Source organism: Variovorax sp. 01N429 (genome assembly GCF_056399425.1).
Genome location: NZ_JBFTRG010000021.1, coordinates 1 through 25,309, shown reverse-complemented (window position 1 = coordinate 25,309; position 25,309 = coordinate 1). Strand labels below are relative to the sequence as shown.

The window sequence follows — 25,309 nt, the reverse complement described above, 5'->3', positions numbered from 1 at the left end:
CCAGCATTCAGCATGTTCGTCAGGCCAGCCAACTCGGCTTGCGCTTCTGCAGGAAGGCCTGAACGCCTTCGCGCCCCTGTTCGCTCGCGCGGATGTCGGCGATGCCCTGGACTGTCTTGGCGACCAATGCGTCGTCGATCTCCTGGCCTGCGACATCGGCAATAAGGGTCTTGCACGCACGCACCGCCGCTGGGCTGGCGTTGGTGAGCGCCTTGACGATCTCCGCGACCTTCGCATCGAGACCGTCGGCGTCGACCACCTCATGCACGAAACCGATGCGGTGCGCTTCCTTGGCAGAAAAGCGTTCGGCCGTGAGGAACCAGCGTTGCGCTGCGCGCGTGCCCATCGCACGCAGCACGTAAGGGCTGATGGTGGCGGGGATCAAGCCGATCTTGACTTCGCTCAGGCAATACCAGGCGGTGTCGACGCTCACGGCGATATCGCAGGCGGCAACCAACCCCATGCCGCCCGCATAGACATCTCCCTGCACGCGAGCGATGACGGGCTTGGGGCTCTCGTGGATCGTGCGCAGCATCGCCGCGAGCGCCGCTGCGTCGGCGGTGTTTTCATCGCGCGTGAAATCAGCCGCGCGGCGCATCCAGTTGAGATTCGCGCCCGCGCAAAATGCCGGGCCGTTGGCGCCGAGCACGATCACCCGCACTTCAGCCGCCGCACTCGCCTCTGCAAAGGCTTCGCCGAGTTCGCGGATGACGACGTCATCGAAAGCATTGCGCAGTTCGGGCCGGTTGAGCCAGATGCGTGCAACCGCGCCTTCGATGGCAAGTTCGAGTGTGGTGAAGTTATTCATTCAATGCTCTCTGTGAACACCTGCAGGCTGGGACGAGGGATTCATCCCTTGCTTTCCTGCTGCAACAGATACACCCAGTCCAGCTCGGGGCCGGGGTGGACCATTGCCGTCAGTGCGGCCGTCAATTGGCCGCGGTGATGGGTCGCATGATTGAAGACATGGCCAAGCGCCGGCGCGAAAGGGATCCGCACCTCCTCGCCGTTGTTCCGCGTGTAGACCAGCTCGCCATTGAAGCGCTCCGGCTCCAGCGTTGCCAGCCAGGGGCTCCAGCGTGTCACGGCTTCCCCGAGTTGCTTGCAGACTTCGGCGCGGTCGGTGTGCAGTTCGGTGTCGAGCGCAAGGCGCGGCGACTTGCCTTCCGCAAAGCGCGAAAACCAGATGGTGTCCGTCAGCAGCAGGTGATTGACGGTGCGATGCACGGAGCGAAAGAAAAGCCCGCAGTCGCGGTGCCAGTCGTCGTCGGACAGTCCGTGCAGGTTCGTTCCGATCAACCTGTTCGTCGCCCAGACGTGATAGCGCCCCAGGCTTGCGAAGTAATTCGGTAGCGTCATGGCACTCTCCTCACATGCGGAAGACGCCGAACTTCGGCTCTGGGATTGGCGCATTGCGCGCCGCCGCAAGACCCAGCGCCAGCACGCGGCGCGTATCGGCCGGGTCGATGATGCCGTCGTCCCACAAGCGCGCCGTCGCGTAATACGGGTGCCCCTGGGCTTCGTACTGGCTGCGGATCGGCGCCTTGAACGCCTCTTCTTCGTCCGCGCTCCACTGCCCGCCCTTGGCCTCGATGCCGTCGCGCTTGACGGTGGCGAGCACGCTGGCAGCCTGCTCGCCGCCCATCACGCTGATGCGCGCGTTGGGCCACATCCAGAGAAAGCGTGGCGAGTAGGCGCGGCCGCACATGCCGTAGTTGCCTGCGCCGAAGCTGCCTCCGATGATGATGGTGAACTTCGGCACGCTGGCGGTGGCTACCGCAGTCACCATCTTGGCGCCATGGCGCGCGATACCTTCGTTCTCGTACTTGCGGCCCACCATGAAGCCGGTGATGTTCTGGAGGAACACCAGCGGGATCTTGCGCTGACAGCACAGCTCGATGAAGTGCGCGCCCTTCTGCGCCGATTCGGAAAAGAGGATGCCGTTGTTCGCGACGATGCCCACCGGCATGCCTTCGATCTCCGCGAAGCCGCAGACCAGCGTGCTGCCGAAGCGCGATTTGAACTCGTGGAATTCGCTGCCGTCGACGATGCGCGCGATGATCTCGCGCACGTCGAAGGGCTTGCGGGTGTCCACCGGAATCACGCCGTAGAGCTCTTCGGCTACGAAGGCGGGTGGGCGCGGCGTTGCGACCGCAGCAGCGTTCGTGTCGTTCGCGCGAGCGCGTGCATTGAGGTTGGCGACCGCCGTGCGCGCGAGCGCCAACGCGTGCAGATCGTTTTGCGCCAGATGGTCGGCCACGCCCGAGAGCCGCGTGTGCACATCGCCACCGCCGAGGTCTTCCGCGGTGACCACCTCGCCGGTCGCCGCCTTCACGAGCGGCGGGCCGCCCAGGAAGATGGTGCCCTGGTTCTTGACGATGATGCTTTCATCGCTCATTGCAGGAACGTAAGCACCACCGGCCGTGCATGAGCCCATCACCACCGCGATCTGCGCGATGCCCTGAGCGCTCATGTTCGCCTGGTTGTAGAAGATGCGCCCGAAGTGATCGCGATCGGGAAAGACCTCATCCTGGTTCGGCAGGTTGGCGCCGCCGGAGTCGACCAGGTAGATGCAAGGCAGGCGATTCTGCTCGGCGATCTCTTGCGCGCGCAGATGCTTCTTGACCGTCATCGGGTAGTAGGTCCCGCCCTTCACCGTCGCGTCGTTGCACACGATCATGCAGTCGACGCCACTGACGCGGCCGATGCCCGCGATGAGACCCGCACCCGGCGCCGCGCCGTGATACATGGCATGCGCGGCGAGCGGTGCCACTTCGAGAAAGGGCGTGCCCGGATCGAGCAGCTGTGCGACGCGGTCGCGCGGCAGCAACTTGCCGCGTGCCGTGTGCTTGCTTCGTGCGGCCTCGCCGCCGCCGGCTTCGACCTTGGCGAACTGATCGCGCAGGTCATCGACCAGCGCGCGCATGGCCGTCGCATTGGCCTGGAATTCGGCCGAGCGCGCGTTGAGTTTCGAATCCAGTTTCATGCAGTCTTGTCCTCATCGAGCCCCAGGCGGCCCTTCATCGCTTCGCGAATCTTGAATTTCTGAATCTTGCCGGTGACCGTCATCGGGAATTCGGTGACGAACTCGATGTACTTCGGCACCTTGTAGTGCGCGATCTGGCCCTTGCAGAAGTCGCGGATCTCATCGGCGTTCACTGTCTGTCCCGGCTTGGCAATCACCCAGGCGCAGAGTTCTTCGCCGTATTTCTTGTCGGGCAGGCCCACCACCTGAACGTCCTGCACCTTCGGATGGCGATAGAGGAATTCCTCGATCTCGCGCGGATAGATGTTTTCGCCGCCGCGAATCACGAGGTCCTTGATGCGGCCGACGATGTTGACGTAGCCCTCGGCATCCATCGTGGCGAGGTCGCCGGTGTGCATCCAGCCTTCGGAATCGATGGCTTCACGCGTCTTCTCTTCGTCTTCCCAGTAGCCGTGCATGACCGAGTAGCCGCGCGTGCAGAACTCGCCGGACTGGCCGCGCTCGACGATCTCGCCCGTGGTGGGGTCGATGATCTTGATTTCGAGATGCGGCTGCACCGTGCCGACGGTCGACACGCGCTTTTCGAGCGGCGTGTCGGTCGAGCTCTGGCAGCTCACCGGGCTTGTTTCGGTCATGCCATAGGCGATGGTGATTTCGCTCAGATGCATCTGTTCGACGACGCGCTTCATGACCTCGGTCGGGCAAGGCGAGCCGGCCATGATGCCGGTGCGCAAGGTCGAGAAGTCGAACTCCTTGAAGCGCGGGTGGTCCAGCTCCGCGATGAACATCGTGGGCACGCCATGAACGCCGGTGCACTTTTCGGCTTGCACCGTCTGCATCACCGTCAGCGGATCGAAGCCGTCATTGGGATAGACGATGGTCGATCCGTGCGTGATGCACGCCAGATTGCCCAGCACCATGCCAAAGCAGTGATACAGCGGCACCGGAATGCACAACCTGTCCGCCGGCGAAAGCTTCATGCATTCGCCGATGAAGAAACCATTGTTGAGAATATTGCGGTGCGTCAGCGTCGCGCCCTTGGGAAAGCCTGTGGTGCCGCTGGTGAACTGGATGTTGATGGGGTCCGTCGCCTTCAATGGCTTGGCCGCGGCTGTCACCTGCGGGTCGTCGGCCGATCCGCTGGCCAGCAGGCTCGAGAAGCGCATCAGCCCCGGAAGCTCGCCGCTGTCAGCATCGGTATCGATCCACGCCACAGCGCGCAAATGCGGCAAGCGCGCGGCGCTCAAGGCGCCAGGCGTTGCGCTCGCGAGTTCAGGCGCCAGTTCGCGCAGCATGCCGACGTAGTCGCTGGTCTTGAAACTCTTCATCGTGACCAGCGCCTTGCACCCCACCTTGTTGAGCGCGTATTCAAGCTCCGAGGTGCGATAGGCCGGATTGATGTTGACCAGGATGATGCCGACCTTCGCCGTGGCGAGCTGCATCAGCACCCAGGGCGCGTTGTTGTGCGACCAGATGCCGACGCGATCGCCCGGAACCAGCCCCAGCTTCAGCAGCGCGCTCGCGAGCCGGTTGGATTCGCGCTGGAGTTCGAGGTAGCTGTAGCGCTTCTTCTCATGCACGCTGACCAGCGCTTCGCGGTCGCCTTGCCGCGCGGCCATGTCGTCGAAGAAGTCGCCGATGGTCTGCTCGATCAGCGGGACGTCGGTGGCGCCTTGCGCCAGGCTGGGCGTCAGGGTCATGGTGGCTCCTTCAGGCTGTTTCGGAAAACAACTCGCGGCCGATCAGCATGCGGCGGATTTCGGACGTGCCCGCGCCGATCTCGTAGAGCTTGGCATCGCGCCACAAACGCTCGACCGGAAAGTCCTTGGTATAGCCGACGCCGCCGAGCGCCTGGATCGCCTCGCCGGCCATCCAGGTCGCCTTTTCGGCCGAGTAGAGGATGGCGCCGGCCGCATCCTTGCGGAAGGTGCGCGCATGGTCGTTGCGGTCGCAAGCCTTGCCGACGGCATAGACGTAGGCGCGCGTGGCCTGCCAGGTCGAGTACATGTCCGCCAGCTTGCCCTGCATCAGCTGGAATTCGCCGATGCTCTGGCCGAATTGCTTGCGCTCGTGGACGAAGGGCAGCACGGCATCCATGCACGCCGCCATGATGCCCAAGGGTCCGCCGGAGAGCACGGCACGCTCGTAGTCCAGTCCACTCATCAGCACCTTGGCACCCTGGCCCTCGCCGCCGAGCACGTTTTCCTCAGGCACTTCGCAGTTGTCGAAGAAGAGCGGAAAGGTGTTGGAGCCGCGCATGCCGAGCTTGTCGAGCTTGGTGCCTGCCGAGAAGCCCTTGAAGCCCTTTTCGACGATGAAGGCGGTCATTCCGCGGGCGCCCATCTCCGGCTCGGTCTTGGCGTAGATGACCAGCGTGTCGGCGTCGCCGCCGTTGGTGATCCACATCTTGCCGCCGTTGAGCACATAGCGGGCGCCCTTTTTTTCGGCCCGCAGCTTCATGCTGACGACGTCGGAGCCGGCGTTGGGCTCGCTCATCGCCAGTGCGCCGACGTGCTCGCCGCTCACCAGCTTGGGCAGGTACTTCTTCTTTTGCGCATCGGTGCCGTTGCGATGGATCTGGTTGACGCACAGGTTGGAATGCGCGCCGTACGACAAGCCCACCGACGCCGAAGCGCGCGAGACTTCTTCCATGGCGACGATGTGCGCGAGGTAGCCGAGCTCGGTGCCGCCGTATTGCTCCTTGACCGTCATGCCGTGAAGGCCGAGGTCGCCGAGCTTTTTCCAGAGATCGTGCGGGAACAGGTTGTCGCGGTCGATGTCCGCGGCGCGCGGCGCGATTTCCTCGGCGCAAAAGTGCTGGATGGCGTCGCGAAGGGAATCGATGGTGTCACCCAGGTCGAAGTTCAGGCCGGGATCGTGCATGGGGTTGTCTCCTCAAAAGCATCGGCCGCGCGGGGACTTTCGTGCGCGGAAAGACCGCAGCTTACGCCGTGTGCCGTTGCAATTGGCGCCACAATGGTTGCAAATCACGCCACCATCTTCAGCCGCCGCCATGTCCTCATCCCCCTTTCGCAGCGCCGGCCGAGCAGCCACGCCGATGGCCTTTGTGAGAGCGATTGCACTAGGGTACGAGCGCTATGGGATGGACCCTGCAGGCGCCTTGGCAGAGGCACGGATTGCGCCGCAAGAGGTGCGAAATCCGCAGGCAAAAGTGACGGCAGCGCAGTTCGAGGTGCTCTCGGGGCACGCGATGCAAGAGCTGGACGACGAGGCGCTCGGCTGGTTCTCGCGCAAGCTGCCTTGGGGCACCTACGGGATGCTGTGCCGCGCCTCGATCGGATCTCCGGATCTGGGCGTGGCAATCAAGCGCTGGTGCCGCCACCATCGCCTGTTGACCGAGGACATCACGCTAGATCTGACGGTGACTGGCGGCACGGCAACCGTATCGATCACCGAACATCGCGCACTGGGTGTGTTCCGGGAGTTCTGCCTTGTATCGAGCCTGCGCTTCTTGCATGGCTACGCCTGCTGGGCCATCGACTCCCGCGTCTCGCTGAGCGCCGCGTCGTTTTCTTTCGAGGCACCGCCGCACTGCGACGCCTACCCGTTGATGTTCGGCGGCGAATTGCGCTTCGGTGCCGACCGGACGAGCTACAGCTTCGACGCCCGCTACCTGGAGCTGCCATTGCAGCGCGACGAGCGGGCGCTCCGGACGATGCTGAAGCGCGCCCTTCCGCTGACGGTGCTGCAATACCGCCGAGATCGGCTGCTCGGGCAGCGCGTGCGCGAACTCTTGCGACAGCGCGGTAGCGAAGCCGCAACGGCCGATGCCATCGCCGCGCTGCTGAACGTGTCCAGTCGTACCTTGCACCGTCAATTGCTGGAAGAAGGCGTTTCGCTGCAGACGCTGAAGGATGAGGTTCGCCACGAATTGGCTGCGGAGCAACTGCGCCGCACCGACCGGCCCATCAAGCAGATCGCGCTGGCCGTGGGGTTCCGCAACGAAAAGAGCTTTTCGCGTGCCTTCCGGGCATGGTCCGGCGCCACGCCCGGCGCCTTCAGGCGTCGCGACCTGCCGAGCGGCTAAGGACGTCAGCCCAACGAAAGCTGTAACCGCCGTTGGATTTGTGACTAAATGCTCACCCCAGCCATCCACGCCTTTGGCTACGCCAGAAGGCCCTCGATGGTGCCCCTACGATCGCCGTCATGCAGAACTTTCCCGACACCGACAGCGAAGACTTTGCCGACCTCATGGACTTCATCGTCACGTCCGGACGCACGCGCAACGGCGCCTTCGTGACGGAAAACGCTGAAAAGCTGGTCAATCAGATGTGGGCCGGCCGCGCCCAAGCCATGACCCAATCGCTGATCGCCATGGCGAATGCTGCAGCGCCGGGCAAGCGCTGAGCACCTTCATTCGCCTTCATTCGCCTTCATTCGCCTTCAATCGCCTTCAATCGCCTTTGACGCGCCCAGCGACTGCCTGAGCGCCTGGAAATCCGGCGATCGCCGCAACGCACTGCGGCCTGCTGCGATCAGCCGTGTGACTTCCTCGTCGCCGATCGAGAACGCCGTCGGGATCTGAAGCAGCCGCAAACGCAGTTCACCATCGGCTGCGTCCCGAAGATTCACCTGCACCACGTGGATCTCGGCATCTGGCGCGAACGCATCCTTGCCATCGGCACTTCGGACTTTCAGGTCTTCGCGCCACTGCCGCGTGGTGTCGAGCAGGAATTCCTGCGTCTCCAGGGTCGCTCGCGCGCCAGCACCGAAGAGGAGCGTGTCGGCCACGGCCCTGATCCCCGGCAGCTTGTCGCTGCGATCGATGTTGTTGGCCGGATCGCGCGCCGAGTTGACGCTGATGACCACCAGCTTGCGCACCGTGCCGGGCGGAATGCCGACTTCCTCGAAACTCCGGCGCAATCCGCCTCCCACCAGCGCGCGGTCGAGCAGCCTGCGCACGGCGAGGTTGTCGGCGACGCCGCCGTCCACGAGGTGAATGAAAGGACGCGCTTCCCCATCGAGATAGCTGTTCGCCTGCATGCGGAACATGCGGGCGCGATAGTTGCCGCCGACGCGTGCGGCGAGCCGCGGCACGATGCCTCGTTCCCGGCACTCCAGCGCGTAGTTCTTCAGCGTCAGCGGGCTCAGCAGGATCGGCACGGCCGACGATGCCGCGACCGCGAACGACAGCGGAACGCTCTGCAGATCGGAACAGATCAGCTCGAACTGGTCCGCGGTGAACTCGAACGGTGTCCCCAGCGACATGTCGGTCGCGGCGATCACGAGCTGTGGATGGCGTGGATTGCGCTCCACGTCGGCGTAGGTCTTGCCTTGGTAGATCTCATCGAGCCGCCGCGCCAGCAGATGCGTGCGGCCGTACCAAGGCGAGGTGAGGTCGTACAGGCTGCCGGGCCGAAGCGCCTGCCATATCAGGCTGTTCTGGAAGTTCTGCCGCAGGAAATCGCGCTCGAAATCAGGCAACCTTTCGGCGCCGAAGGCTGCGTAGTAGGCAGCTAGGATGCTGCCGCCGGACACGCCGCTGATGACGTCGGTCGCGTCGAGCAAGTCAGTGTCGTGGCCGCTCCATTTGAATGTGGTGTTGTGGAGCTCTTCGAGCACGCCGTAGCCGAAAGCGGCGGCACGCGCGCCGCCGCCGGACAGGGTGACGGCCACCAGAATGCTCGGGTCGCGGCCCGTTGCGCCGGCGACCAGGCCGCTGGCCGGCGGATTCTCGGGCAGCGGCTCGTTGAGCCATGGGCGCAGCGACGAACAACCCGCGACGCAGGCGGCGATCAAAAGACCGCAGGCTGCGCGCAGACCCTGCATGCGACTCAGGCCGCAACCGCTCGCCAATCGGCAAGCAGCGACGGCAACTGCGCCATGTCGGTGAACACATGCGCGACTCCGACGGCGCGCAGCGCATCAGGGCTGCTGTGGCCAAGATCGCTCGGGCTGTAGCCGAAGACCGTCGCCCCGGCGGCCACACCCGCCCTGGCGCCGGTGATGGTGTCTTCCACCACCGCGCAGCGCGCCGGATCGACGCCCAGAGCGGCCGAAGCAGCCAGGTACACGTCGGGCGCAGGTTTCGAGCGCGGCTGTTCATGGCCGCTGAAGATGCGGCCTTCGAAGCAGTCGAGGATGCCGATCTTCTCGAGCTGCAGTTCGACCTTGAACCGGTCGGCGCCCGACGCGCAGGCGATGCGGCCGTCCAGGGCGGCATGCAATGCACGCGCCGCCAGTGCCGCGCCCGGAATGGCGACGAGGTCGCGTTCCAGCGCTTCGTTGCGGCGCAGGCGAAAGCGATGAAGCCATTCGGGCGTGATCGCAAAGCCGGTGCGTGCCTCGATCAGCGCGGTTTCGTCCTTGACCGCCTTGCCCGTGAAGATCCGCATGGATTCGTCGACCGTCAACTCCCAGCCGAGTTCGCCGAGCATTTCGGCGAGGACGCGGTTGGTGATGGGCTCGGAATCGACGAGGACGCCGTCGCAGTCGAACAGGACGGCATCGAAGGGGATGGCTTTCATGGCGGCCATCGTAATCATTTTGCGGACCCGGGCCGCGGGCCCGCCCTTGTCATTTCACTGCGTCTTGCGGATCGGGATGTACATCTCGCCGCCCGCCGCCTTGAACTCGGCCGACTTGTCCGCCATGCCGTCCTCCATGGCCCGGACCTCGTCGACGCCCTTCTGCGCCGCGTACTCGCGCACTTCCTGAGTGATCTTCATCGAGCAGAACTTGGGGCCGCACATGGAGCAGAAGTGCGCGACCTTGCTGCTGTCCTTGGGCAGCGTCTCGTCATGGAATTCGCGCGCGGTATCGGGGTCGAGGCCGAGGTTGAACTGGTCCTGCCAGCGGAATTCGAAGCGGGCCTTGGAAAGCGCATCGTCGCGCGCTCGCGCTCCAGGATGGCCCTTGGCGACGTCGGCCGCATGCGCAGCAATCTTGTACGCGATGATTCCCTGCTTCACGTCGTCGCGATCGGGCAGGCCCAGATGCTCCTTCGGCGTGACATAGCAAAGCATCGCGGTGCCGGCCCAGCCGATCATGGCGGCGCCGATCGCGCTGGCGATGTGGTCGTAGCCCGGCGCGATGTCGATGGTCAGTGGCCCGAGCGTGTAGAACGGCGCCTCATGGCAGTGCTTGAGTTGCTCGTCCATGTTGGCCTGGATGAGATGCATCGGCACGTGGCCCGGGCCTTCGATCATGGTCTGCACGTCGTGCTTCCATGCAATCTGCGTGAGCTCGCCGAGCGTGCGCAGTTCGGCGAACTGGGCTTCGTCGTTCGCGTCCGAAGCGCAGCCAGGACGCAGACCGTCTCCGAGCGAGAAGCTCACGTCGTAGGCCTTCATGATGTCGCAGATGTCTTCGAAGTGCGTGTAGAGAAAGCTTTCCTTGTGATGCGAGATGCACCATTTGGCCATGATCGACCCGCCGCGCGAAACGATGCCGGTGCGCCGATCCGCCGTGAGATGAATGAAGGGCAGGCGCAGCCCGGCGTGGATGGTGAAGTAGTCGACGCCCTGCTCGGCCTGCTCGATCAGCGTGTCGCGGTAGATCTCCCAGGTCAGGTCTTCGGCCACGCCGCCAACCTTTTCGAGCGCCTGGTAGATGGGCACCGTGCCGATCGGCACCGGGCTGTTGCGCACGATCCAGTCGCGCGTGGTGTGGATGTTCCGGCCGGTGGAAAGGTCCATCACGTTGTCCGCGCCCCAGCGGATCGCCCACACGAGCTTCTCGACCTCTTCTTCGATGCTGCTCGTCACGGCCGAATTGCCGATGTTGGCGTTGATCTTGACCTTGAAGTTGCGGCCGATGGCCATCGGCTCGACTTCGGGGTGGTTGATGTTGGCCGGGATGATGGCGCGGCCCCTCGCGACTTCGTCGCGCACGAACTCCGGCGTGATGATCTTCGGGATGCTCGCGCCCATGGGGTTGCCGGCCAGGCGCTTTTCGCGCGCGGCGTCGGCCAGGTATTCGGCCATCCATTCGCGGCGGCCGTTCTCGCGAAGGGCGACGTATTCCATCTCCGGCGTGACGATGCCGCGGCGTGCGTAGTGCATCTGCGTGACGTTGCCGCCGGCTTTGGCGCGCCGTGGCGTGCGCTGCAAGGCAGCGGCAGCGGCACGCAGGTCGGCGATGCGCTGGGAGTCGCGGTCGACGTTGGTGGCGCCATCGTCGAGCGCAAGGTGCAGGCGGCCTTCGTAGCTTTCGGTGTCGCCGCGTTCGGCGATCCATGCGCCGCGCACGCCCGGAAGGCCGCGCCGCACGTCGATGTCGGCCGCCGGATCGGTGTAGGGGCCGGAGGTGTCGTAGAGCGATACGCGTTCGCCGTTGGTGAGCAGGACTTCGCGCACAGGCACGCGCAAATCGGCTCTGCTGCCCGATATGGCGCTCTTGCTCGAAGCGGGAAAGGGCTCGCGCGTCAGCGTGAGGAGGGAGGCGAACTTGTCGACGGCATTCATGCGGGGCACTCCTGGTTGGGGGACAACGGGTGCTCCGCGATCGCTCCGGACGGCATCGGTCGCAAGGGACGGACGGGATGCCGGGGAGTCGCAGCTCTTCTTACGCTGGTATGAACCAGATCAAGTTCGCGGGTTCGGCCGCTTGGCCATCTCAGCACACATCTGCGTGCACCCCGGAGCGGGACCGATTCTAGGCCCGTCCCGCGAAAGGGATCAAGCGGGATTGGCCGCGACGATGGACGAATCGACGGCAGGCGATGTCTCGCCGGACTGCGCCACCCAGGCGTCCAGACCGCCTGCCAGGACGCGCACGCGGGTCACTCCGGCATTGCGAAGTACCCGCGCCGCCGCAATGGCGGAGCCGTCATCGGGGCAATCGCAGAAGACGACGAGTTCGCGGCCGTCCGAGAAGGCTTCGAGACGCTTGGGCAGCTGCTTGAGCGCAATGCCGAGGGCGCCCGGGATCGCACGACCGTCGAGCGCCCGCGCTTCGTCCGAGCGCACGTCGATCAGCGTCAGCCCGGCGCCGGCCGCCATCGCGGCGCGAAGGGCAGCGGCTTCGATGCGCTCGATGTCGAGAGATCGAAGGGCCATGCGGCGCTGCCGATAGCGCCAAAGCACGAATGCACCAAGCAGCACGAGGCAGATCACCGTCGCGACCATCCCGATGCTGGAGAGCACCGAAAGGACATCCGTGATGGCGGCGTGGAACACGCGTCCGATCAGGAGGAAGCCCAGCGTCCAGATCAACGCGGCCACCGTTTCATAAGATAGAAACCGGAGATTCGACATTCCGAGCGCGCCTGCCATGGGCGGCGCAACCACCGACACCCCCGGCACGAACTTCGCGGCAATCAGCGACAAGCCGCCCCAGCGCCCGAGGATGGATTCGCTGTGCTTGACGCAGGAATCGGGCGACAGCGAAATGCGGCAGAGCAGCCGCATGACCCGGTACCCCCAGCGGCGTCCGGCAATGAACCAGACGCCGTCGCCGAGGATGTTGCCGAGCACGGCGGCCAGCGTCACCGCGAGGAAAGAAACCTGTCCGCCAAAAGTCAGTCCGCCGGCAACGATCAGGAAAGGCACCGCCGGCACCGGCGCGCCCAGACGCGTCGCCAGGGTGGCGACGAACACCACGGCGGGGCCTTGGCTGGCGAGGAGCGAGACGAATTCGTTCATGACGGCGATATGTGCGATATGGGGGCGGTTTCGATGGTTTCGAGGCCGCTATTGCGCAGGTTTCGCCGCGCCGGACGCGGGTGCGGAAGCAGTGACACCGCGCAGATCGATGTCCGAGAAATACGAGATCCCTCGAGACTTGGTGTTGTCCGCGTCCGCCTGGATCGCCACGCCCACCACATCGGGCAGCGTATCGCCAGCCTCGGCGCCGAAGGCTCGCTTGTAGTCGGCCACCAGGTTCCGGCGCTCGCTGAGCCAGCCGCCGGCCTTGTCGGTCGCGCCCGATTCGATGACGTCCATGCGGATGCGCTTGGTGAAGGCATTGTCGAACTCGCTGCCCTTGCTTTCCTTGACGTCCCAGACGTAGCAGAGGGTTTCGGTGGGTACCGTTTCGCCGGTCGAGCCTTTTGCCAAGGCGAGCTTGGTTCGCTCACCCACGGACAGCCGGTCTGACGGGAAGTCGAAGAACACGCAGACCTTGGCCGCGCCATCGTCGCCGCCCTTGGTGCGCAGATCGGCGCCTTCCACGAATTCCTCGACCTTCCAGCGCCAGGCCAGCGTGGCCTGGTCGTTGAGCTGAACGCGCGTGGCATGAACCAGATTGCCGTAGGACTTGTCGGCGTCGACCTTGAGCACCTTCTGGCCGTCGAGCTGGGTGATCTCGAACTTGGTCGGCGCCTTGTTCGGCAAGGTCGTGAAGCGCCATGGTGCGGGCGCTTGCGGACCTGGCGCAGTCGAGAACGCCGTCAACACGCCCTCTGCGCGGGCCGCCGGGACCGCTATGCAGGCGATCGCGGCCACAACAGGGAATGCCGTCGCGGACAGCGAAGGCCGCCCGTGTCCAAACTGGAATCTTTTGTTGTCCATGGCTGGCCTCTGTGGCTGGTGGTTGAGGGGGCTGGCGGCGCTGGTGATGGGCGCCACGCGCCCACACCAAGACGGAGTGTGATCCAGGCGCGCGACAAGATAAATACCCATTTTGGGAACTGCTCTGTCTCCCGCCTGCACACAATCGCGCCGTGCGCCGCGGCACGGCCGACCCGTCAGTGCAGATCGCCGTCCACGTAGTACCACCGGTGCAGCGGCCCGCTCTCCTCGCGGACGAAGCGGCTGCGCTCGTGCAGGCGAGATGCGACGCCGGCACTGCTGCGCTGTCGGGCGACGAATTCGACTTCTGCATGGTCCGCGTCGAGGACCGAACGCGAGCGCACGTCGAGCCCGAGCCATCTCACGCCGGGCTCGAAGCCGATCGTCGCCGGCCGCGTCGAGGGGTGCCAGGTCGCAAGCAGATAGTCCGCCCGCTCGCGCACGAAAGCCGTGTAGCGCGAGCGCATGAGCGATTCGGCATCCGGGGCTGGCGTGTTGTCGAAATCGTCGACATAGCGCCCGCAACACTGCGCGTAGGCGAGCGGGAGTTCCCGCCGGTCGCGGCGCCCGCAGGGACAGGGAATACGGGCAAGGTCGGGAGCAGGCATGGGGTATTGGCGAGGGGTTCAGCGCGTATTGTGCAGACCCTCGCGTAAACCCTTAGGCCAGGGCGCGCTGAATCAGCAGCTTCTGGATGTCCGAAGTGCCTTCGTAGATCTGGCAGACGCGCACGTCGCGATAGATGCGCTCCAGCGGAAAGTCATTGACGTAGCCATAGCCGCCGAGCGTCTGGATCGCAGCGCTACAAACGCGCTCGGCCATCTCGCTCGCAAAGAGCTTGGCCATGGCGGCTTCCTTGAGGCATGGCCGGCCCGCGTCCCGCAGGCTGGCTGCATGCCAGATCAGTTGGCGCGCCGCTTCGATCTGCGTGGCGCAATCGGCCAGCCTGAAACCCACCGCCTGCTGATCGAAGATGGCGCCGCCGAAAGCCTGGCGCTCCTTCGCGTAAGCCACGGCGACATCGAATGCGCTGCGCGCCATGCCGACGCTCTGGGCGGCAATGCCGATGCGCCCGCCTTCGAGCGCACCGAGCGCGATCTTGTAGCCCTCGCCTTCCTGGCCGATGAGATTCTCGAAAGGAATGCGGCAACTGTCGAAGTTGATCTGCGCGGTGTCGCTCGAATGCTGGCCGAGCTTGTCTTCGAGGCGTGCAACGTTGTAGCCCGGCGCATCGGTCGGCACGATGAAAGCGCTCATCCCGCGCTTTCCGGCGCCCTTGTCGGTGACCGCGATGACGATCGCGACCTGGCCGTTCTTGCCGCTGGTGATGAACTGCTTCACGCCATCGATCACCCAGCCTTCGACGTCCTTGCGCGCCGTGGTGCGCAAGGACGATGCATCGCTGCCGGCTTGCGGCTCGGTGAGGCAGAAGGCGCCGAGCATCTGTCCCTGTGCGAGCGGCTGCAGCCACTTCTTCTTTTGCTGCGCATTACCGTAGCGCATGAGGATGGCGTTGACCGGGCAGTTGGTCACGCTGATGGCGGTGCTGGTTCCGCCGTCGCCGGCAGCGATTTCTTCGAGCACCAGCGCGAGCGTCAGGTAGTCGAGCCCGGCGCCGCCGTCTTCTTCAGGCACGCAGATGCCATAGGCGCCGAGCGCCGCCAGGCCGGTGTGCGCCTCCTTGGGAAAGCTGTGCTCGCGGTCCCAGCGCGGCGCGTTGGGCCAGAGTTCGGCTTGCGCGAATTCGCGAACGGCATCGCGGATCGCTTCCTGGTCGGCATTGAGCAGCATGGCGGCTTCCTTGCTTTCTTGGCGTGCTTGTCGTACTTGGGCGTTGTCTACTTGGCCTGCCCGAGATCCATGATCAGCTTGCTGGCCATGTACAGGCGACGCGGAATGGCACTGGTGTCCACGTACTCGGCCTTGTCGCTGTGATAGCCGAAGCCGGGCAGGCCCAGGCTTTCGATGACGGGCTTGCCCGACAGCGCGGCGTAGGCGGCGTCGGTTCCGCCGCCGGTGCGCTCGACGATGGTGAGTTCGCCGCCGGCTTCCTTGTAGTAGCCGATGGCCTTGTCGACCAGCTTGCGGCCGCCCTCACCTGCATTGAAGGCCGGCCGGCCGCGCGTGATCAGCACTTTGACGTCGGCATCGGGCAGCTTCTTCTGCTGGGCCTTCTCTTCGAGCGTCTTCATGGCGGCGTCGAAGTCTTCGTTCTTCGCGTAGCGAACGTCGGCATTGAGCGTAGCGCTCGCGGGGATGATGTTGGACACCGCGCCGGCCTTGGCGATGGTCCAGTTGAAGCGCAAGCCTTTCGCCTTGTCGTCGATGCTCATCGTGCGCAGGACGAGATCGGACGCCTCGACGAGCGCGTTCACGCCGAGCTCGGGTGCGGCACCGGCGTGCGAGGCCTTGCCCGTGATGTTGACCTGCACATAGGCGATGCCGGAGGTGCCAAGCGAAAGGTCTTCCTTGCCGGCGCCCGTGGGCTCGAAGGACAGCACGTAGTCCGCCTTGGCCGCTTCTTCCTGGATCAGGTCGCGCGAGCCGAAGGAGCCCTTTTCCTCGTCCGTATTGAACAGCACCGTGATGCTGCCGAAGTCCTGGAAGCCGCGCGCCTTGAGCAGCTTGAGCGAATGCACGATGACCGCGTTGCCGCCCTTGTCGTCAGCGATGCCGGGGCCGTACGCCTTGTCGCCTTCGACCTTGAATGGCGCCTTTGCGAGGATGCCCTTCAGGTAGACCGTGTCCATGTGCGAGATCAGCAGCAGGTTCTTGCCGCCCTTGCCTTTGAGCTTGCCGACGATGTTGTCTCCGACGACGATGCCGGCCGACTTGCTGCGCGTGACGGTGAAACCCAGCGACTTCAGTTCGTCCTCCAGGTACTTGCCGGCCGATGCGAGCCCTTCGGCATCGCCCGTGCCCGTTTCGATGTTGACCAGGTTTTCGAGCGTCTTGATGACCGCTGGCTTTTCAGCGGTTGCAGCATCGAACAAGGCCTGGTCGCGCGTCTGGCTCCAGACGGCGGGGGCGACGAAAGCGGAAGCGAGCAGCGCGGCAACTGCGCTGCGATGGAAGGCCGGATGCATGTGGACAGAGTCTCCAAGAGGTCAAAAACGGGGCTTCATTCTAGGCAGCCCCTTTGTGCGGATGAGAGCGAACTCAGAGCGGATCAGAGCAGTTCGATCGCCACCGCCGTGCCTTCGCCACCGCCGATGCACAGCGTCGCAACGCCGCGCTTCTTGCCGCGCTGCTGCAGCGCATGGATCAGCGTGACCATGATGCGCGCACCGCTTGCACCGATCGGATGGCCCAGGGCGCAAGCGCCGCCGTGCACGTTGACGATGTCGTGCGACACCGAGAGCTCGTGCATCAGCGCCATCGGCACCACCGCGAATGCTTCATTCACTTCCCACAGGTCGACGTCCTTCACCGTCCAGCCGGTCTTCTTGAAGAGCTTGGCGACCGCGCCCACCGGTGCGGTGGAGAACCACTCCGGCTGCTGGGCGTGCGTGGCGTGCGCGACGAGGCGGGCGATGGGCTTTGCACCGTACTTCTTCGCGGTGCTTTCGGTCATCATCACGAGCGCGGCGGCGCCGTCGTTGATGGACGAGCTCGATGCCGCCGTGATGGTGCCGCCGTCCTTCTTGAAAGCCGGCTTGAGCGTCGCGATCTTGTCGAGCTTGACCTTGCCGGGTCCTTCGTCGATGTCGATCACCGTTTCGCCCCCGCGGCCCTTGACGGTCACGGCGGCGATTTCAGCCTTGAATGCACCCGACGTGGTCGCTGCCTTGGCACGCTCCACGCTCGCGATGGCAAAGGCGTCCTGCTGCTCGCGCGTGAACTTGTACTTGGCCGCGCAATCCTCGCCGAAGGTGCCCATCGAACGGCCCGGCTGATAGGCGTCCTCGAGTCCGTCGAGCATCATGTGGTCGAAGATGCGGTCGTGGCCCATGCGGTAGCCGCCCCGGCCCTTGAGCATGAGATAGGGCGCGTTGGTCATGCTTTCCATGCCGCCGGCCACCATCACGTCATGCGTGCCTGCGAGCAGCATGTCGTGCGCGAGCATCGCCGCCTTCATGGCCGAGCCGCACATCTTGCTGAGCGTCACCGCGCCCGCGCTGTCGGGCAGGCCGCCCTTGTAGGCCGCTTGCCGCGCCGGCGCCTGGCCCTGCCCTGCCATGAGGCAGTTGCCGAACAACACCTCGCCGACGCTGTCGGCCGTGATGCCCGCACGCTCCACGGCGGCCTTGATGGCAACGCCGCCGAGGTCATGCGCTGCAAGAGAAGAGAAGTCGCCCTGGAAGCCGCCCATGGGGGTGCGGGCTGCGCCGACGATCACGATCGATTCGCTCATGAAAATGCTCCTTCAGTGGTCTTGGAAAGTGGTCAGGGAAAGTGGTCAGAAATAGGGGTTGTGGCTGTCGTGACGAAAGCGCTGCGCCTCGTCATACGGAAAAACGTCCAGCATGTGACCGGCCTGGATACGCTGCTTGTGGCTCTGCCAGAAAGCCGCGTCGAGAAGATTGGCGTGATGCGCCATGAAGGCTTCGCGCACAGCCGGATTGCCGAGCAGGAAGGGGCCGAAGGTCTCCGGGAAGACATCCTTTGGGCCGACGGCATACCAGACCTCGCCGCTCATCTCTTCCTCTTCGTTGCGAGGCGCCGGCACCTTGCGGAAATTGCAGTCCGTGAGGTATTCGATCTCGTCGTAGTCATAGAACACGACCTTTCCGCCGCGCGTGACGCCGAAGTTCTTGAACAGCATGTCGCCCGGAAAAATGTTGGCGGCCACCATGTCCTTGATCGCATTGCCGTATTCGATGACCGCATGCTCGAGCTGCTTGCCTGCGCGCTTGGCATGGTCGGGATGATCGAGCTGGTCGAACGCCTCCTGCAGGTAGATGTTGAGCGGAATCATGCGGCGCTCGATGTAGACATGCTTGAGCACGATCTCCATCTCCCCATTCCCGTCGCGGTCGCCGATCTCGAGCTGGCTGGGCGCGAAGTTCCTGATCTCCTCGATGAGTTCGGGCTCGAAGCGGTCCATCGGAAAACCCACGTCGCTGTACTCCAGCGTGTCGGCCATGCGGCCCACGCGATCATGTTGCTTCACCAGCATGTACTTGCTCTTGATCTGCTCGCGCGTGGTGTCCTTCTGCGGTGGAAAGAAGTCCTTGATCAACTTGAACACGTACGGAAAGGACGGCAGATCGAACACCAGCATCACCATGCCCTTGATGCCCGGCGCGATGCGGAACTTGTCCGTTGAATAGTTCAGGTGAGAGAGAAAGTCGCGATAGAAGAGCGTCTTGCCTTGCTTGGCCAGCCCCAGCGCGTTGTAGATTTCCGCGCGCGGTTTCCTGGGCATGAGCGATCGCAAAAACTGCACGTAGGCCGACGGCACTTCCATGTCGACCATGAAATACGCGCGCGCAAAGCTGAAGAGCATCTGCAAGTCTTCTTCTCCGAAGAGCACTGCATCGACATAGAACTTGCCTTTGCCGTCATGCAGGATCGGCAACGAAAAAGGCAGCTCCGTGAAGCCGTTGATGATCTTGCCAACCAGATACGCGCCCTTGTTGCGATAGAAAAGGCCCGACAGCACCTGCACCTGGAAATTGGCGCGCAGCTTGATCTGGTGAAAACGCCCGAGGATCGCCGCCGCCACGCGCTCCGCATCGCGGCGCATGTCGGCGTAGCCGCTGCCTTGCAGCGCGTAGTCGTCCAGGATGCATTCAATGGTGTCGGCGAGCGTTTCCTGCGCCGGGTAGTAGGCGCGATAGGTCGGCGCACCGCGCGGCTCGATGTATTCCGTGCTGATGGCGGGCCGCACGAAGATGAAGTCGTTCTGGAAATACGCCCGGTGCAATATCTTGGTCGTCACCGAGTTGAAGAAGGTCTCCGCCAACTCGGGCTGGTGATGATCGACCAGCAGCCCGATGAAGTGCAGCTTGATCTGGTGCCAGACATCCATCGGCTGCTCGCCGGCCTTGAATTCCTTTTCGAGCCGCGCAACGGCTTCGTTCACACGCAGGTCATAGAACTCGATGCGCTCCCGCTGCGCTCGCTGCTGGCCGTGCCAGTCCGCCGTCTCGAAGCGATGCTTGGCACGCGACGACTCGGCACGAAACAGCCTGTAGTGCCGGTCGAAGCCGTCGCGCATCGCCTTTGCGACGTCGTAGGCAAGCGGCGAATCGAGGCGCTGTGGAAACATGGCTTCGACCGATGGCCTGACGAACTACTTGGCGGACTCGGACAGGGTCAGTTCGCCAGGCTTGCTCCACTTGTAGCGAATGCGTTGCACTGCGGCGCGATACTGGTTCTCGATCGGCTTGTTGCCGTCGACGGTGATGCCGAGGTCCTGGATGAGCCCGTCGTGCACGCCGAAGGCCCAGCCATGAATCGTCACGGCCTGCCCGCGGCTCCATGCGTCGACCATCACCGTGCTGACGGACACATTCACCACCTGCTCGGCGACGTTCAGCTCGCACAGCGCGTCGGCGCGTGCTGCTTCGGGCAACGTGTCGAGCATCACGCGATGCCGGTCGCGCACGTCCTGGATGTGGCGGATCCAGTTGTCCGCGATGCCGATGCGCGCGCCTTCGAGGGCGGCCTGCACGCCCGAACAACCATAGTGGCCCACCACCATGATGTGCTGCACCTTCAGCCGCTCGACGGCGAACTGGATCGCCGACAGCGCGTTCAGGTCGGAATGCACCACGATGTTTGCCACGTTGCGGTGCACGAACACCTCGCCCGGCTCCAGCCCGGTGATCTGGTTGGCCGGCACACGGCTGTCGGAGCAGCCGATCCACATGTAGCGCGGGGTCTGCTGCTTCACCAGGCTGGTGAAGAAGCCAGGACGGTCGCGCTCCATGCGTGCGGACCACGCCCGGTTGTGGGCGAACAGATCGTCGAGGGTTTCGGGTGCGTTTTCCATGGTCGTTCTTGGATGAGTTGAAGGTGAGATTGGCGCTCAGCGCGTCTTCTGTCTTGCGGCGCGCGCGAGCGCGGCGCGTGCCTGTTCTTCCTGCTGGCGGACCTCGGCGAGGTTGGCCTGCAGTTCCGACAATTGAGATTCGAGCTGTTCGCGATGACTGCCCAGCACGCCAAGGAAGCGCTGCAACTGCAAGGCTGTGTCGCGCGGACTGTCGTACATGTCGAGGATTTCCTTGACCTCGGTCAACTTCAGACCGAGTCGCTTGGCGCGCAGGGTGAGCGTCAGGCGGGTCCGGTCGCGCGCCGTATAGATCCGCTGCATACCAGCTCGCCGCGGCGCGAGCAGGCCCATGTCCTCATAGAAGCGGATGGCCCGCGTGGTGAGATCGAACTCCTTGGCGAGTTCGCTGATGGTGAAGGTCTGCGACGGCATGAGAATGGCTCAAAAGCAATGAGTAAGCGCGCCGGAGCGGCACTGCCTACAATGGTGGCTCCTTGCCATGACGTTTACGTTAACGTCAATCGTACATGAACCTCCTCGAACGCGAACTCCATTACCCCCACGGCGACACATTGCCGGCCCCCGGGGAGGCGCTTGAAGTCGCTCCCGGCGTGCGCTGGATCCGAATGGCGCTCCCCTTCGCGCTCGATCACATCAACCTCTGGCTGCTGCGCGACACGATCGACGGCGTCGAAGGCTGGACAGTGGTCGACTGCTGCATCTCCCACGAAGCCTCGCGCAAGCAGTGGGAACAGATCTTCGAAACACAGTTGCAGGGTCTGCCGATCCTGCGCGTGATCGTGACCCACATGCACCCGGACCACATCGGCCTGGCTGACTGGCTGTGCAAGCGCTGGAACGCGCCGCTGTGGATCAGCTCGACCGACTATCACGTCGCACGGGTGCTGACCTCCACGGGCGACACGCTGGCCGGCGGCGATGCTGCGGCAGACTTCTTCGCGACGCACGGCCTCACCGATCCGGAAGCGATCGCCAAGATTCGCGCCCGCAGCAACTACTACTCGAACATGGTGCCGGCAGTGCCGGACAGCTTCGTGCGCATGCTGGACGGCGACGTCGTCCAGATCGGCGGCCGGGGCTGGCGCTGCATCAGCGGCTATGGCCACGCGCCCGAGCACATTGCCTTGTATTGCGAGGAACTCAATGCGCTCATCGGCGGCGACATGATGCTGCCGCGCATCTCCACGAACGTGAGCGTGCATGCCGGCGAGCCCGAAGCCAATTCGCTGCGGCTCTTCCTGGACAGCATCGAGCGCTTCAAGTCCTTGCCGGAGAACACCTTGGGTCTGCCTTCGCACGGCAAGCCTTTCACCGGCATTCATCGCCGCGTCGAGCAACTCAAGGAACACCACCGCGACCGCCTGGCCGAACTGCTCGAAGCCTGCATCGCCAAGCCACACAGCGGGGCCGAAGGCTTGCCGATTCTCTTCAAGCGCGCGCTCGACCTGCACCAGATGACCTTCGCGTTGGGCGAGACCATCGCGCACCTTCATCTGCTGTGGTTCTCGGGACAGTTGCAGCGTCGGCGTGGCGAGGACGGGGTGTACCGGTTCGGCACCTTCGCATGAAGACTTTGAGCCAACTGCGCGCGGGCGAGTTGGCCGGATCGCAGCGCCTGCATCTGGGCGGCGGCCTCTCGGAGTTCCCGCGCGAGATCTTCGACCTTGCCGACACGCTGGAGGTGCTGGACCTCTCCGGCAATGCATTGAGCGCGTTGCCGGACGATCTTCATCGGCTGCACCGGCTGCGCGTCCTGTTCTGCTCCGGCAATCGGTTCACAAGGCTGCCGGAGGCCATCGGACGTTGCCCGCAACTCAGCATGGTCGCGTTTCGGGCCAACGATATCGTCGAGGTGCCGGCGGCCGCACTGCCGCCCGAGTTGCGATGGCTGATCCTGACGGACAACCGGATCGAAGCACTGCCCGCCGAAATCGGCCGCTGCACCAAGCTGCAGAAGCTGTTGCTGGCCGGGAACCGCTTGCGCGCCCTTCCACCCGAGATGGCGGCCTGTCGCGCACTGGAGCTGGTGCGCATTTCCGCCAATGAGCTCGATGCACTTCCTGCTTGGCTGCTCTCGCTGCCAAGGCTGTCATGGCTGGCCTTCGCGGGCAATCCATTCGATGAAGCACCTGAGGCGACGGCGCTCGACTCGCAGCCGACTGCATCGATCGATTGGCGGCAGCTCTCGCTTCAGCAGAAGCTGGGCGAAGGCGCTTCCGGCGTGATCCATCAGGCCGAATGGCGCCAGCCGGATGGCAGCACGCGGCCGGTCGCGGTCAAGCTCTTCAAGGGCGCGGTGACCAGCGATGGATGGCCGCACAGCGAGATGGCGGCGTGCATCGCGGCCGGCACGCATCCCAACCTCATCAGTGTGCTGGGGCGCATCCAGGATCACCCCGAGGCCACGCCGGGACTCGTGCTGGAACTGGTGCATGCCGGCTTCGGGAACCTGGCAGGGCCGCCGAGCTTCGAATCGTGCACCCGCGATGTCTACGCGGAAGGCGCGGGCTGGTCTGTCCCTATCGCACTGCGCATGGCCAGCGGCATCGCTTCGGTCACGGCCCAACTGCATGCGCGCGGCATCCTGCACGGCGACCTGTATGCCCACAACATCCTGTCGAACGTCGAAGGCGATGCCTTGCTAGGTGACTTCGGTGCCGCATCGTTCCTTCCTGTTGACGACAACGCGAGAGCCCACGCGTTGCAGTGCATCGAGGCGCGCGCCTTCGGCTGCCTGCTTGAAGAGCTGCTGGCGCATTGCACGCCGACGACGCGAGACGAGCATGCGACTTTCGCGCTCCTCTCCGACCTTCGCTCGCGCTGCATGGATGCCGAGGTCATGGCGCGGCCAGCCTTCGGCGAAATGGCTGCCGCACTGGCCGCGGCCGGCCTCTGACGAACGAGCCTCGCAACTTATGCGCGCCTTGCCGTTGCCCATGCGAGATGGCGTCGGCGCAAGCTGTGTGGCCCTGCCAGATGGCGAGTGGCCGACCATCGCGGCTTTCCTCGTGCAGCGCTTCGCGGCGATCCCGCGCTCGACCTGGGACGCGCGCATGCGGGCCGGCGACGTGGTCGACGAGCACGGTGTGCCGGTCACCGAGGCCCGGCCCTACGAGCCGCGGCTGCGCGTCTACTACTACCGCAGCCTCGAAGCAGAACCTCGCGTTCCGTTCGAAGAGCGCATCCTTTTTCAGGACGAGCACCTGTTGGCGGTCGACAAGCCCCATTTCCTGCCCGTCACGCCCGTCGGCAAGTACGTGCAGGAAAGCCTCCTGGTGCGGCTGAAGCGCAAGCTGGGCATCGAAGATCTGGCACCCGTTCACCGCATCGATCGCGAGACAGCCGGGATCGTGCTGTTTTCGGTGCAACGCGCGACACGTGGCGCCTACAGCGCATTGTTCGCCGACCGGGCGATCACCAAGCAATACGAAGCCATCGTGCATCCGGCCGCCGAGTTCGCGCCGCCAGCCTTGCATCGAAGCCGGCTGGAGCCGGACGATCATTTCATGCGCATGCGAGAGGTCGCGGGGGAGGCCAATGCCGAGACTCGCATCGAGGTGCTGGCGACTGGTGAAGGATGGGCGCATCTCGGCCTCTCGCCCGTGACGGGCCGCAGGCACCAACTGCGCGTGCATTGCGCAGCGCTCGGGATGCCGATCCTGAACGACGCGATCTATCCCATGCTGCTGCCTGAAGGCAGTGACGATTTCGACCGACCGTTGCAGCTGCTGGCCAAGGAGGTTCGCTTCCGCGACCCGGTGAGCGGCACCGAGCGGCGCTTCGTCAGCGGACGATCGCTCGCACTGCCGGTGGCGCCAATGTGACGCCACTCGGCCGCGTGTCGCACTAAGCTGCTTGCGAAACTCAGGAGACACGCACCATGGACACGACCCAACTTTTCTCGCTCGAGGGCCGCACCGCCCTCATCACCGGCGGCTCGCGCGGCATCGGCCGAATGATCGCCGAAGGCTTTCTCGCGCAAGGAGCACGCGTCTACATCTCGGCCCGCAAGGCTGACGCCTGCGACCAGACCGCGAAGGAGCTCTCCGCTTTCGGCCATTGCGTTTCGCTACCGGCCGATGTGTCCACCATCGAAGGCGCGCAAGCCTTGGTGGACGCCTACGCCAAGCACGAAGGCTCGCTCGACATTCTGGTCAACAACGCCGGCGCCGCATGGGGCGCGCCTTACGAAGAATTCCCCGAAAGCGGTTGGGACAAGGTGGTCGACCTCAACCTGAAAGCGCCGTTCTTCCTCACGCAGGCGCTCACGCCGATGCTCAAGAAGGCTGCGACAGACCATCTCGCGAAGGTGATCAACATTGCATCCATCGACGGCATTTCGGTCAATCCGCAAGAGACCTATTCGTATGCCGCGAGCAAGGCGGGGCTGATCCAGCTCACTCGTCGGATGGCGCTGCGGTTGGCGCAGGACCGCATTGCAGTGAGCGCGATCGCGCCGGGCGCGTTCGCGTCCAACATGAACAAGGATGCGCGCGACCACGGCGATGAAGTCAAGGCGCGGATTCCGGCAGGTCGGATCGGCGAACCGGAAGACATGGCGGGCGCGGCGATCTACCTGGCTTCGCGGGCTGGCGACTATGTGGTGGGTTCGACCCTGATCGTGGACGGTGGGGTGACGCACGCGCGTTGAGAGGGCATTGGCGCGGGCGCCTGCGAATCGTGAGGGGGCGGCACGAGCAGGCGGCACGCCTCTGCCCAGCACTAAGTTGACCAACGCTGCTCAAGACTGAGGCCGTGTGAGAACCACGGTGCAGACGTGACGTGACGTGACGAGAGGCCGCACGCGACTTGCGCCGCATCCAGTATCGAGGTCTCGGTGAGCTACAGAATTTTGGTGGCAAAGGGGTCCACCTTCTGTTGGATAGGGCC

At 64.5% G+C, this 25,309-nt stretch carries 23 protein-coding genes and 1 riboswitch; of the genes, 6 read left to right on the top strand and 17 right to left on the bottom strand.

What is annotated here, in order from left to right:
* Positions 1-19: 19 nt before the first annotated feature.
* The 5 genes from AC1DSF_RS26375 to AC1DSF_RS26355 are packed head-to-tail and all read right to left on the bottom strand — an operon-like array spanning position 20 to position 5,869.
* Complete coding sequence (locus AC1DSF_RS26375; protein ID WP_478146268.1) at positions 20-808, bottom strand: enoyl-CoA hydratase/isomerase family protein; 789 nt, start codon at positions 806-808, stop codon at positions 20-22.
* A 41-nt stretch (positions 809-849) separates the two neighbouring features.
* The gene (locus tag AC1DSF_RS26370) at positions 850-1,359 is read right to left on the bottom strand and encodes a DinB family protein (protein WP_478125888.1); all 510 of its coding nucleotides are present in this window, start codon (positions 1,357-1,359) and stop codon (positions 850-852) included.
* A 10-nt stretch (positions 1,360-1,369) separates the two neighbouring features.
* A complete protein-coding gene (locus AC1DSF_RS26365) occupies positions 1,370-2,986 on the bottom strand; it encodes a carboxyl transferase domain-containing protein (protein WP_478183719.1) in 1,617 nt (538 codons plus the stop codon).
* Positions 2,983-4,686 (bottom strand): AMP-binding protein, encoded by a 1,704-nt coding sequence (locus tag AC1DSF_RS26360; RefSeq protein ID WP_478183718.1) that lies wholly within the window; start codon positions 4,684-4,686, stop codon positions 2,983-2,985. Before AC1DSF_RS26360 ends, AC1DSF_RS26365 begins: the two co-directional genes overlap by 4 nt.
* A gap of 10 nt (positions 4,687-4,696) precedes the next feature.
* Complete coding sequence (locus AC1DSF_RS26355) at positions 4,697-5,869, bottom strand: isovaleryl-CoA dehydrogenase (protein WP_478183717.1); 1,173 nt, start codon at positions 5,867-5,869, stop codon at positions 4,697-4,699.
* A gap of 130 nt (positions 5,870-5,999) precedes the next feature.
* On the opposite strand from AC1DSF_RS26355, the gene AC1DSF_RS26350 reads away from it, so the two are divergent.
* Entirely contained in the window at positions 6,000-7,034 is a 1,035-nt protein-coding gene (locus AC1DSF_RS26350) for an AraC family transcriptional regulator (RefSeq protein WP_478183716.1), read from the top strand.
* Positions 7,035-7,153: 119 nt separating this feature from the next.
* Positions 7,154-7,354, top strand: a complete 201-nt coding sequence (locus AC1DSF_RS26345; RefSeq protein ID WP_478183715.1) for a hypothetical protein — start codon at positions 7,154-7,156, stop codon at positions 7,352-7,354.
* Between the two features lie 36 nt (positions 7,355-7,390).
* On the opposite strand, the gene AC1DSF_RS26340 is transcribed toward AC1DSF_RS26345, so the two are convergent.
* The 12 genes from AC1DSF_RS26340 to AC1DSF_RS26285 all read right to left on the bottom strand — a co-directional run bounded on the left by AC1DSF_RS26340 (position 7,391) and on the right by AC1DSF_RS26285 (position 20,830).
* Positions 7,391-8,776: a patatin-like phospholipase family protein gene (locus tag AC1DSF_RS26340; protein WP_478183714.1), complete on the bottom strand. Its 1,386-nt coding sequence runs from the start codon at positions 8,774-8,776 to the stop codon at positions 7,391-7,393.
* A 5-nt stretch (positions 8,777-8,781) separates the two neighbouring features.
* On the bottom strand, positions 8,782-9,474 hold the full coding sequence (locus AC1DSF_RS26335; RefSeq protein ID WP_478125881.1) for an HAD family hydrolase: 693 nt from the start codon (positions 9,472-9,474) through the stop codon (positions 8,782-8,784).
* Between the two features lie 54 nt (positions 9,475-9,528).
* Entirely contained in the window at positions 9,529-11,412 is a 1,884-nt protein-coding gene (gene thiC, locus AC1DSF_RS26330; RefSeq protein ID WP_478125880.1) for a phosphomethylpyrimidine synthase ThiC, read from the bottom strand.
* Between the two features lie 80 nt (positions 11,413-11,492).
* Positions 11,493-11,598: riboswitch (TPP riboswitch) on the bottom strand.
* 27 nt (positions 11,599-11,625) lie between these two features.
* Positions 11,626-12,591: a rhodanese-like domain-containing protein gene (locus AC1DSF_RS26325; protein ID WP_478125879.1), complete on the bottom strand. Its 966-nt coding sequence runs from the start codon at positions 12,589-12,591 to the stop codon at positions 11,626-11,628.
* A 48-nt stretch (positions 12,592-12,639) separates the two neighbouring features.
* Complete coding sequence (locus AC1DSF_RS26320; protein ID WP_478183713.1) at positions 12,640-13,458, bottom strand: DUF3047 domain-containing protein; 819 nt, start codon at positions 13,456-13,458, stop codon at positions 12,640-12,642.
* A 176-nt stretch (positions 13,459-13,634) separates the two neighbouring features.
* Positions 13,635-14,066, bottom strand: a complete 432-nt coding sequence (locus AC1DSF_RS26315) for a YchJ family protein (protein WP_478183712.1) — start codon at positions 14,064-14,066, stop codon at positions 13,635-13,637.
* A gap of 52 nt (positions 14,067-14,118) precedes the next feature.
* Entirely contained in the window at positions 14,119-15,249 is a 1,131-nt protein-coding gene (locus AC1DSF_RS26310; RefSeq protein WP_478125876.1) for an acyl-CoA dehydrogenase family protein, read from the bottom strand.
* Between the two features lie 47 nt (positions 15,250-15,296).
* A complete protein-coding gene (locus AC1DSF_RS26305; protein ID WP_478183711.1) occupies positions 15,297-16,544 on the bottom strand; it encodes a glutamate carboxypeptidase in 1,248 nt (415 codons plus the stop codon).
* A gap of 83 nt (positions 16,545-16,627) precedes the next feature.
* On the bottom strand, positions 16,628-17,812 hold the full coding sequence (locus AC1DSF_RS26300; protein WP_478146281.1) for an acetyl-CoA C-acyltransferase: 1,185 nt from the start codon (positions 17,810-17,812) through the stop codon (positions 16,628-16,630).
* Between the two features lie 45 nt (positions 17,813-17,857).
* Positions 17,858-19,672 (bottom strand): bifunctional isocitrate dehydrogenase kinase/phosphatase, encoded by a 1,815-nt coding sequence (aceK, locus tag AC1DSF_RS26295; RefSeq protein WP_478183710.1) that lies wholly within the window; start codon positions 19,670-19,672, stop codon positions 17,858-17,860.
* Between the two features lie 24 nt (positions 19,673-19,696).
* The gene (can, locus tag AC1DSF_RS26290; RefSeq protein WP_478125872.1) at positions 19,697-20,398 is read right to left on the bottom strand and encodes a carbonate dehydratase; all 702 of its coding nucleotides are present in this window, start codon (positions 20,396-20,398) and stop codon (positions 19,697-19,699) included.
* 36 nt (positions 20,399-20,434) lie between these two features.
* Positions 20,435-20,830 (bottom strand): MerR family transcriptional regulator, encoded by a 396-nt coding sequence (locus AC1DSF_RS26285; RefSeq protein WP_478125871.1) that lies wholly within the window; start codon positions 20,828-20,830, stop codon positions 20,435-20,437.
* A 95-nt stretch (positions 20,831-20,925) separates the two neighbouring features.
* Here AC1DSF_RS26285 and AC1DSF_RS26280 point away from each other — a divergent pair, with 95 nt between their 5' ends.
* From AC1DSF_RS26280 to AC1DSF_RS26265, 4 genes are read left to right on the top strand one after another with little or no spacing between them, the layout of a single operon-like run.
* Positions 20,926-21,987 (top strand): MBL fold metallo-hydrolase, encoded by a 1,062-nt coding sequence (locus tag AC1DSF_RS26280; RefSeq protein ID WP_478183709.1) that lies wholly within the window; start codon positions 20,926-20,928, stop codon positions 21,985-21,987.
* Positions 21,984-23,315 carry a leucine-rich repeat-containing protein kinase family protein gene (locus tag AC1DSF_RS26275; protein ID WP_478183708.1) on the top strand — a complete coding sequence of 444 codons (1,332 nt, stop codon included), beginning with the start codon at positions 21,984-21,986 and terminating at the stop codon, positions 23,313-23,315. Before AC1DSF_RS26280 ends, AC1DSF_RS26275 begins: the two co-directional genes overlap by 4 nt.
* A 19-nt stretch (positions 23,316-23,334) precedes the next feature.
* Positions 23,335-24,243 (top strand): pseudouridine synthase, encoded by a 909-nt coding sequence (locus AC1DSF_RS26270; RefSeq protein WP_478183707.1) that lies wholly within the window; start codon positions 23,335-23,337, stop codon positions 24,241-24,243.
* 56 nt (positions 24,244-24,299) lie between these two features.
* Positions 24,300-25,070: a glucose 1-dehydrogenase gene (locus AC1DSF_RS26265; RefSeq protein ID WP_478146287.1), complete on the top strand. Its 771-nt coding sequence runs from the start codon at positions 24,300-24,302 to the stop codon at positions 25,068-25,070.
* Positions 25,071-25,309: the final 239 nt, after the last annotated feature.